Source organism: Allopseudospirillum japonicum (assembly GCF_900108915.1).
GTDB lineage: Bacteria > Pseudomonadota > Gammaproteobacteria > Pseudomonadales > Halomonadaceae > Pseudospirillum > Pseudospirillum japonicum.
In genome coordinates this window covers 166,821-176,687 of the sequence record NZ_FNYH01000005.1, presented here as the reverse complement: position 1 = coordinate 176,687, position 9,867 = coordinate 166,821, and the positions used below count along the sequence as shown (strand labels likewise).

Annotated in this window: 8 protein-coding genes; 5 read left to right on the top strand and 3 right to left on the bottom strand. The window is 45.8% G+C overall.

The features are described from left to right. The 3 genes from BMX05_RS06850 to BMX05_RS06840 all read left to right on the top strand — a co-directional run. Positions 1-504 (top strand): RNA-guided endonuclease TnpB family protein (locus BMX05_RS06850; protein ID WP_143051947.1); only part of this gene is annotated, 504 nt, incomplete at its 5' end. 166 nt (positions 505-670) lie between these two features. Next, positions 671-1,255, top strand: coding sequence for a DUF2062 domain-containing protein (locus BMX05_RS06845; RefSeq protein ID WP_093309292.1), 585 nt, complete (start codon positions 671-673; stop codon positions 1,253-1,255). A 51-nt stretch (positions 1,256-1,306) separates the two neighbouring features. Continuing rightward, positions 1,307-1,834, top strand: a complete 528-nt coding sequence (locus tag BMX05_RS06840) for a DUF6586 family protein (protein WP_093309291.1) — start codon at positions 1,307-1,309, stop codon at positions 1,832-1,834. On the opposite strand, the gene BMX05_RS06835 is transcribed toward BMX05_RS06840, so the two are convergent. Beyond that, a complete protein-coding gene (locus tag BMX05_RS06835) occupies positions 1,831-4,497 on the bottom strand; it encodes an AAA family ATPase (protein ID WP_093309289.1) in 2,667 nt (888 codons plus the stop codon). The genes BMX05_RS06840 and BMX05_RS06835 overlap by 4 nt on opposite strands. Positions 4,498-4,501: 4 nt before the next feature. Beyond that, positions 4,502-5,611, bottom strand: coding sequence for a metallophosphoesterase family protein (locus BMX05_RS06830; protein ID WP_093309288.1), 1,110 nt, complete (start codon positions 5,609-5,611; stop codon positions 4,502-4,504). Between the two features lie 179 nt (positions 5,612-5,790). On the opposite strand from BMX05_RS06830, the gene BMX05_RS06825 reads away from it, so the two are divergent. Continuing rightward, positions 5,791-7,662, top strand: a complete 1,872-nt coding sequence (locus BMX05_RS06825) for a PhoX family protein (RefSeq protein ID WP_093309286.1) — start codon at positions 5,791-5,793, stop codon at positions 7,660-7,662. Positions 7,663-7,760: 98 nt separating this feature from the next. Then, positions 7,761-8,396: a LysE family translocator gene (locus BMX05_RS06820; RefSeq protein ID WP_093309285.1), complete on the top strand. Its 636-nt coding sequence runs from the start codon at positions 7,761-7,763 to the stop codon at positions 8,394-8,396. A gap of 191 nt (positions 8,397-8,587) precedes the next feature. Here BMX05_RS06820 and BMX05_RS06815 read toward each other — a convergent pair. Beyond that, a protein-coding gene (locus BMX05_RS06815) for an IS3 family transposase (RefSeq protein ID WP_093309283.1) occupies positions 8,588-9,747 on the bottom strand; the annotation gives its coding sequence in 2 pieces (ribosomal slippage) (positions 8,588-9,483 and positions 9,483-9,747; 1,161 coding nt in all). Positions 9,748-9,867: the final 120 nt, after the last annotated feature.

Sequence of the window (9,867 nt, the reverse complement as noted above, 5' to 3'; positions counted from 1 at the left end):
CGCCGGCTGAGCAAGAAAAAGCTCGGCTCGGCCAACCGCGCCAAGGCCCGACAGAAGGTGGCGAAACTTCACGCCAAAATCTCCGATTGCCGGCAAGACAACTTGCACAAGCTGTCCCGCAGATTGATTAACGAGAACCAAGTGATCTGTGTCGAATCCCTGAAAGTGAAAAACATGATCCGCAACCCCACGCTGAGTAAAGCGATTGCCGATGCCGGATGGGGTGAGTTCGTGCGCCAGTTGGCGTACAAGGCCGATTGGGCCGGGCGATCGCTGGTCGCCATTGACCCGTGGTTCCCTAGCTCCAAACACTGCTCGGGTTGCGGACACACCTTATCGTCGCTGCCGTTGTCGGTCAGGCAATGGCGCTGCCCCGAATGTGGCGCAGACCATGACCGCGACATTAACGCTGCGACCAACATTAAAGCCGCCGGGCTGGCGGTGTTAGCCCTTGGAGAGAATGTAAGTGGCATGGGGTCAGTCCCCGTGTCCTATTCTCGATGAATTGGGAATCCCCTTTCTTTAGGGAGGGGAGCAGTCAAGCCATGATCTTATTATGTTTTTAACAAGCCGCAACAAAAGCGCAGACATAAGCTGCAAAAACTTGGCATCTGAATAAAGCTATAGGCATAATAGAAAACCTCCAGCCAGCTGATGTAGCCGAAGACTTATGCCCCGTAAACTCGTTCGCCGTTACATGCCCAAGCAGGAGTACCTGCAGGCACATCCGTCCTTACGTCATATTGCCCATTTGATTGCAGACGCGCGCTTATGGGTGCCTACCCGGCATACAGTCGCTAATGCTTGCTCGGTCGGTTTATTTTGCGCTTTTTTGCCTATTCCTTTTCAAATGCTTGTCGCTGCGATTTTAGCCGCTGTGGTGCGTTGTAATGTCGCCATTTCTGTCGCCTTGGTGTGGACAACCAATCCTTTAACAATTCCCTTTTTATTTTATGGTACTTATTTGCTAGGGTCTTGGTTACTCGGATTGGAAAGCCAACCCATGCCAGCAGAAGTTACCTTAGAATGGGCACGCCACTTATTTTCCCAAAGCTGGCAACCCTTATTGCTAGGTTCTTTATTGACCGGTGTATTTTTAGCCTGCGCAGCGAATATTGGTGTACGTTTATTTTGGCGCTGGCACGTTGGTCATCATTGGCAAAAGCGGCGTTTACAACGTGATGATCAAACCCAAAAAACGCGCAAACCTCCCTCTAAAACGTCTGCGACTGATCAAAAATCTAACCCCAAGTAACTTTATATTTTATTGATTTTCTTTTTTTGTACGCATCCAGCGAGAGCTTTCATGTCTATTTATACACAACGTACACAACAGAAATTATTTTATTGCCAACTGCAATTACAAATTTTGCAGAAGATTGCGACCTATGATGAACTGCAACAAGTCGCTTTGACTTATTCCTGTGCGGAAGCGGCACTGTTCCATTTACAAGGGGCTTGGCGGGCCTTGTTAGGAGAAATTGCACAGGCATACCGTTTAGATCCCCATATTGCCACCCAGGCGGCGGATTTAGTTGAGCTAGGTGTCCCGCGTGAGCAAGTGATTCCTGAAGCCCTGCACTTACAAAGTTTAACGGAAGACACCTTCAGCTGGTGGCGTGCTTGTCAAAGACGCTATGAACAAGCGCTAGGGTTAGGTCTAGAACAGGCCAGCACACAAAACACACCAACCGCCCCTTTATTGCTGGCCACCGATAAACAAACCTCTGATGCACTCCCTTTAGCTGCCGATTTACATCAAGAAATTAGCACCTATTTACAGGCGTTTAAACAGCTTAGCGAGAATATACGCACAGGTCTGAGTGAATACTAAGCCTTGATATAAGCGGCAAGATCAATCGTTGTACTCGCGCCTAAATCTTGCCACCTTGATTGATGACAGCTCAACATCAAAACCTGATGCTTTTGCGCACCCTGGTATAAAATTCGTTTCATCACTTGTAAACGCTCACCATCTGTGTGAACGAGCGCATCATCCAAAATAAGCAAACTCGGCTTACCTACAGTGCGCAACACATCCGCATAAGCAAAGCGCACCATCACATTCAGTTGCTCACGTGCCCCCCAACTTAACGCTGGGATCGGCTGCGCTTGTTCAGCTCGATATATTTGTTGTGGTTGCCATTCTGGATTCCATACCAATTCAGCTTGCGGCCACCACAAGCGTAAATAAGGGTGTAAAGCTTGGTTTAATGGCTGGTACAAGCGTTGTAGACTTGCCGCTTGCTGTGCCTGAATGCGTTTTTGTAGCCAATTGAGTGCTTCAACCTGTACCGCATACGCTGCTGTTTGTTGTTGATAATAATGGATCTCTGTGCTCAGTTGCGCGATTTCTTCTTCTAAGTTATCCGCTTCTAAAGCCTTTAAATAGGCTTGTAGCTGTAAATATTCCGTGTGTGCTTGCTGATGCTGGTGTGCTTGCTGCTGTAGGCTCGTTTCTAACCGCTGGACATCTTGTTGGCACTGCTCATAGGTTGCCTGCCATCTTTGCTCTTGCTGCGCTTGATATGCTGCTTGTTGAATGGCTAATGTCTGTTGCAAGTGCGCATATTGGGCTTGCGCTTGTGCCAACTGCTTTTGGTAGCTGGGGGCTTGTAGTTTTTGTGTCCAATAGGCCTGTTGCCGTTGGGCCATGTGCATTTCTTGTGCGGCTGTTTGCCCTTGTGATAACAAACTTTGATAAGCCTGCTCAAGCCTAGCGACTTCTTGTGTGTCTGGGATTTCCAACACCGACACACCTTGATGCTGCTCCGCCTTTTTTCTCTCTGTCGCTGGCAGGCTCTGCAAGTTTTCCTCAACTTGCGCAAGTTTCGCTTGCGTCTGTGCTAGCGTGTCTGTTAGTGCCGCTAAGCCTTGGGGGGCTTTATACGTGATGGCTTCCTCGATAGCCGCCAGTTCCCCCTGCAATTTTTGGTAGGTTTGGGCCTGGGCCAGCCAAGTATTCACTTGTGTCAAAGGCAGCTCAGTAGCTAACATCTGGGCTAAGGCTTGCGGTAAATACCTTTGGTAAGGCTGCAATATCGCAAGTACTTGATGCTGAATTTGTTTTTTTTCTGCTTGAATTTGCAACAGGTTTTGTTGCTGCGCCTGTACCCTAATCCAACCCACCCCTTCAATGTCTAGGACCAAATCCTGAGTCACTGCATATTCACCTTGCGATGCACAAGCTTGTTGATTACAAGTGATCGCAAAATCAGGGCTCAACTGGAAAATGACCCGAGGACTTAGCGCTTCTTCTTTAAAACAGAGCTGCTGATATTGGGTGACTTTTTCTTGTAAAGCCTGCAAACATTTTGCAGATAAAGGCAATAAAGGCTTCATTTTTGCCTGTAAGGTCTGTTTTTGTTGCAATAACGCCTGGACTGCTTGTTGTTTTTGGTACAAGGACTGGGTTTCTTGCTGCAACATCGCCTGATTTTCCAACCAAGCACTGGCAATACGCATTTGCTGATATTGACGCGCTTGGACACGTGCCTGGGTTAATGCTTGCTCTAACCTGCTAATTTCTTGCTGATCATCTTGGCTTTTCTGCTGCCAATAGCTCGCGTCTGTACTGGCTTGTTGCTGCTGCTGTACATCTTGTGCATGTTCTTCCAACCAAGCTTGCACCTGCTGAAATTGACTTTGCAAAGCTTGTAACTCAGCTCGTTTCGCTTCTTGTTGTGCCTGTACCGTTTGTGCTTGTGCTAATTGTAAACGTGCTGCGTGTAACTCTGCTTTCATTTGCCGCACTTGCGCATTGGGATACGCCTGTACTTGTGTCTTTAAATCGGCTAAACGTTGCATATTTTGTTGATAACTCTGCAACTTTTCTTGTAGATGTGCATATTGCGTTTGGGCTTTTGTCAAAGCCTGCACTGAATCAGCATACTTTCCTTTTGGCTGCTGTCTACTCGTGGTGACCAAAGCATCCAATTGCGCTTGCAAATAAGCGAGTAAAGGATGCGCTTGTTGGCATTCTAGATACTGCACCTGTTCAGCTAATGCTTCATGCAAACCTTGCTGTGCCACCTTTCCTTGCATCCCAAGGGTCGGAATCTGCCCTTGGGTTAACCAAAGCAAGCCCAATAATCCTTGATGTTCGCCCTTGCTTACCCCTTGTCTGGCATACTCATATCCCAAATAGTGAGCAAGATAATCTTCTGCAGCATCTCCCTGTAAATGCTGACCATCAACCCATAACTGACAATCGGCTTGATAAAAAAAACGTTTATAAATTCGCCACTGTTGTTGCTGATATAAAAAATCCACTTCAATTTCTATGGGCGTTTTATCACTTGCTTGCCAAGATTTAAAAGATTCTAAAGGTTTTTTAACCCGTGCACGTTGTAAAAATGCGGCTTTAATTGCCTCAACTAAAGTCGTTTTACCGGTTTCATTGGCACCAAAAATAATATTTAACCCTGCCGTAAAATGCACTTCTATGGGCTGCTGAAAACAACGGAAATTTTGGATTTTTACCCTTTGAATTTGCATATCCTTACGCCTTATTAATTTCTGTTAACCCTTGCGCTAAGATGGTTAATGCCGTGCGTGCCATAGGGGCTTGTTGTGGATGCTTTTGCAATTGCTGCAACTCTTTGAGTATATCCTGTAAATAGGCATCTGCTTGCAATGCTTGTAGATCCTCTGTCGTTGGGGTGACATCAATTTCAGCAATATTGACACGGCAAGCATGACATTGGGCGCGCGCTTGTGCGATAAGAGATTCTAATTGATTTTTTTCTTGCCATCCTAAAGTACCCGTTAATTGGATTTGACACACTTGATCCCGAGTTAACTGGTTTAAATAATGGGTTAAAGCTGCTAATTCTTGTGGCAAATCAAACTGAGATTGTTGCCATTGATATTGTCCTATAGGATAAGGTCTGATTTGTGGGTCCTCACCTAAATTTGTCAGCTCTACTTCTAAGCAATACCCTGAGTGATTATTACGAAATCGATCGCTTTCCGGCGTACCTGCATACCAAGTTTTTGCATTAATTTGTAAATATCCGTGCCAATCTCCCAAAGCGAAATAATCCAAGTGCGCACTTTGTGCCCGATCTGCTGCAATTAAGTTACTTGCTTGCATCTGCTCACTTAGCACACCCGCCACACTCCCATGCGCGATACCTACACGATAAAAATCTTTAGGTGTTGAGGCCTGATCAAACCAAGCGGTCAAATCTTGATAAGTATGACGCTGAGTTAAAGGCGCGGCTAAAAGCGCAACACCACTAGTTTCCTGCAAATAAACCTTGGGTTCTAATAATAAGTGGACATGATCCGGAATCAGGTTTAAGGCTTGGGCACGTGTCCATACACTGGCATTTAAAGCAGCATCATGATTACCCGGCAATAAATACCAAGGCCCAGAAAAAGCTTCTAGCGTATTAAATAAACGTCTTAAGGTGCGTTCAGGGACCGTATGCGAATCAAAAATATCCCCAGCCACCCAAACCCCTTGGCATTTTTGCTGCTGCGCATATTCCGCTAAGGCTTGTACAGCCTGTAAGCGAGCTTGTGCTAGCACAGCGGCTTCTTCTGGCTCAAAGGTGGTAAATTGACGGCCAATTTGCCAATCAGCTGTATGCAGAAATTTAGGCATATCTCGCCAGATCCTCTAGTTAGGTTTCATCTCATCGTCAAGCAAACGTCATCTTTTTGTTTTATAAGCAAATCAGTGGGTGATGTCGTTTGGGCTGACTCTGGTTGACTCTCTCACGGCAAATATCGCCTCCATAACATCATTACTGACCAAGATTTTGCTGCGGGAGCATTTAGAGTATGTCAGCTTCAAATGACTTTAACCATATATTAGAAAAAGGCTTAAGCCGTCGCCGTTTTTTGCAAGCCTCCAGTATGAGTGCCATGGGGCTCTTTCTTGCCACTCACCCTTTATCACAAGCGGTTGCCTCCGTCAGTCAAAAAACCGCTTTACTAGGTTTTCAACCTGTACCTGCTTCTACTGCAGATACTTTTGTGGTCCCTGCGGGGTATCGCGCCCAGCCGCTGATTTCTTGGGGAGATCCTTTATTACAACAAGCACCGGCATTTGATGAATCCGGCACGCAAAATTCACAAGCCCAAGCCGGCCAGTTTGGGGATAATACCGACGGTATGAGCTTGTTCCCACTTGCCGAAGATCGCGCCCTTTTAGCCGTCAACAATGAGTACACGAATTACGAATATCTATTTGCACATCAAGGGAAATCCATGAGTGCAGAGGATGTTAAAAAAGCCCAAGCCGCTCATGGGGTCTCTATTTTTGAAATTCGCCGCCAAGCCGATGGCCGCTGGCATTATGTGCAGGGTTCTGAATTTAACCGTCGCATTACCGCTTATACGCCCATGCAACTAACCGGTCCGGTGGCAGGGCATCCACTGGTCAAAACCGCACAAGATACCAGCGGCACGCACGTTTTAGGTACCTTTAATAATTGTGCCAATGGACAAACCCCTTGGGGTACCTACCTCACTTGTGAAGAAAACTTTCATGGTTATTTTGGATCAGCACAAGCAGATTTGGCCCTGGATGCCCGTGCTCAACGCTATGGTTTGGGTGCAAAAGATGCTGGCTATCAGTGGCATACACAAGATGAGCGTTTTGATTTAGCACAACACCCGCATGAGCCACATCGTTTTGGCTGGATTGTCGAAATCGACCCCATGAACCCAGAATCAACCCCGCTTAAACGTACGGCGCTGGGACGTTTTAAACACGAAAATGCGGCCCTAGTACTGGATGATACTGGGCATGTCGTGGTCTATATGGGGGACGATGAGCGCGGCGAACATTTATATAAATTTGTTTCTAAACACAAATATCAGGAAGGCCAAGCACAGCATAATCGTCAACTCTTAGAAGAAGGCACCTTATATGTAGCGCGTTTTGAGGCACAAGAAGGCGCTTTAGAAGGACGTGGCCAATGGATCGAACTGACCCATGGCAAACATGGCCTGACCGCAGAAAACGGTTTTGCTGACCAAGCAGAAGTCTTAATTTTTGCACGTGCAGCGGCCACCCAAGTCGGTGCAACCACTATGGATCGTCCTGAATGGGTCGCTATCCACCCGAATAAACAAAGTGTTTTCTGCACCTTGACCAATAACAAACACAGAGGCAAAAAAGATCATCAACCCGTTGGCGGCCCCAATCCACGTGCGGCGAATCATTATGGGCAAATTGTACGCTGGTATCCTGCACAAGCCAGCCATATCAGCCAAGCGTTTACTTGGGATTTATTTGTATTAGCAGGTAACCCTGAAGTGCATCAAGACTTGTATGCAGGCAGTGCCAATATTCATGCAGATAATATGTTTAACAGCCCAGATGGTTTAGGTTTCGATCAAAGCGGACGCTTGTGGATTCAAACCGATGGCAACTATTCCAATGCCGGCGATTTTGCGGGTATGGGCAATAACCAAATGCTCTGCGCAGATCCCCATTCTGGTGAGATCAAGCGTTTTGCTACCGGCCCTATCGCATGTGAGCTGACTGGGCTTGCCTTTAGCCCGGATTACAAAACTTTATTTGTTGGTGTGCAGCATCCAGGGGAAGATTTAGCACCTTCACACTTCCCTGCTGGCGGGCAAAGCAAACCACGCTCCACCATTATGATGATTCAAAAAGAAGACGGCGGTGTGATCGGTAGTTAAGTTCAACCTAGGCACATACTTTTCTGTGATAAAACCCCGCTTTGCGGGGTTTTTTCTTTTATACTGACCAGTTTGATTTCATGGTTAGGAAGAAGTGTATGCTTGCCAGTTTGCTCCCTGTAGATGTTATTTTCGGATTTCTCATCACCGCCTTACTTCTCTGTCTTGCCCCTGGGCCAGATAATTTATTTGTTATCGCACATTCTGCAAGTCAAGGTTATCAAAGTGGCTTATGGATTACTTTAGGCCTATGTAGTGGCCTGATTTTTCATACAAGTGCCGTTGCTTTAGGGATTGCGGGTTTATTGCAAACCACACCTTGGGCTTTTTTACTCCTTAAAATCTTGGGTGCGGCTTATTTAATTTATTTAGCTTGGCAAACTTGGCAAACCGCACAGCAAGCGCCTCAAAAGATAGCGGATACAAAGACACAACTGAGTGCCGCTGTAGCGTATCGTCGCGGGCTGATTATGAATTTAACCAATCCTAAAGTTTCTTTATTCTTTTTAGCTTTATTACCCCAGTTTATTCCAGATCATCTGGAAGCCACTGGGTTACGTATTTATTTTCTCGGTGGATTATTTTTAATCACTGCACTGGTGAGTTTTTCTTGCATGGCGGTTATTGCTGCTCGTCTCGGTCAAGGTTTAATGCAATCTAAAAAAATACACCAAGGCATGCAATATATATTAACTTTAGTTTTTGTTGTGCTCGCGGCGAAGTTATTGGTTTGATTGGACTTACCAGGAAAATATCCATATTTAGCAAGCGGTTACTTAACTATCTAAACCGGATAACATCAATCTAGATCACAATCTTTAACCACATCATCACAAAAAACCACCAAGGTGACATCAACGAGCATCTTGGTGGTTGTTTTATAAATAAATGACGGAATTGTCATTTTTTATTCTATTTGTTCTGGTCAACTCCAACCGGACACTTTTTGTAGAGACTTTTCATAATTAACCGGCGACATATCATTGTTCGCCGAATGCAACCTTTCGAGGTTGTAATACCTCATGTAGGCTGCGACATCTTCCTTCATATACTCTCTGGTTGGCTGATGTACTTTAAATAACCAGTCGTGCTTTAAGCTTCCGAAGAACCGCTCGACCACGGCATTATCCCAGCAAGCTCCTACATCTCCCATGCTCGCACGCATGCCATAACCCCATAGCTGTTTGCGATATTGTCTGCTCGTATACTGGGAGCCTCTGTCGCTGTAGAACACAAGCCCCTTTCCTGGTTGCCTCAGGTTATATGCCTTTACCAATGCCTTGCTAACCAAGTCGGTTGTCATTCTCTTATCAATATGCCAGCCAACAACTCGTCGCGAGTACAAATCCATGACGATAGCTAAATACATCCAGCCTTCACCTGTTTTCAGATAAGTCACATCACCCGCCCAAACCTGATCAGGAGTAACTGGATTAAAGTTCTGATTTAACAAGTTATCAGCTACTGCATCACTGTGTTTGCGCTTCGTCGTGACTTTGTAAGCTACTCGCTGAGTCACTTTTAGGCTAAGCCTATTCATCACAGTGCGAACCTTGTACCGACCAACGCTAAAGCCTTCTTCACGCAGCTTCTTTGTCATTTCCCGATTACCAAGACTCTGTCGGCTTTGTTTAAATAGCCACTTCACCCGGCGATACAGGTTCAGCGTTTCAGCAGTGACCACTTTTGCTGGCCGTTTTAGCCAGTCGTAATAACCTGAGCGGCTTACTCTCATCGTCTGACATAGATGGGTTACTGGGTATCGGGTTGACTCAGTTTTAATGAAGTTAAACCTTACTTCATTTCTTTCGCGAAGAAGGCTGAAGCCTTTTTTAGAATCTCCTTCTCCATACGTAACTCTTTGACTTCTTTACGAAGTCGTTTGAGCTCGTCACGTTCGTCATCGGATAGTTCAGTGCCTTCTAGTTGGGCTTCTAACTTTTCCTTCCACTTGTAGAGAACCGTAGTTGTAACACCAACAGCTTCTGCTGCCTGAGCTATGCTATAACCTTGCTCTCGTACTAATGCGACTGCTTCTTCTTTAAATTCCTTGGGGTAGCGTTTGTAAGCTCTTTTCTCAGTCATGTTTCACCTCATTGTTCTGACAAGTATTGTCTCTCAATTCGGTGTCCAACTTCATTAGACCAGTACATACCTTCAGTGACTTAGATTTAGCGACAAACAAGATTGTTTTTTCTGGCACTA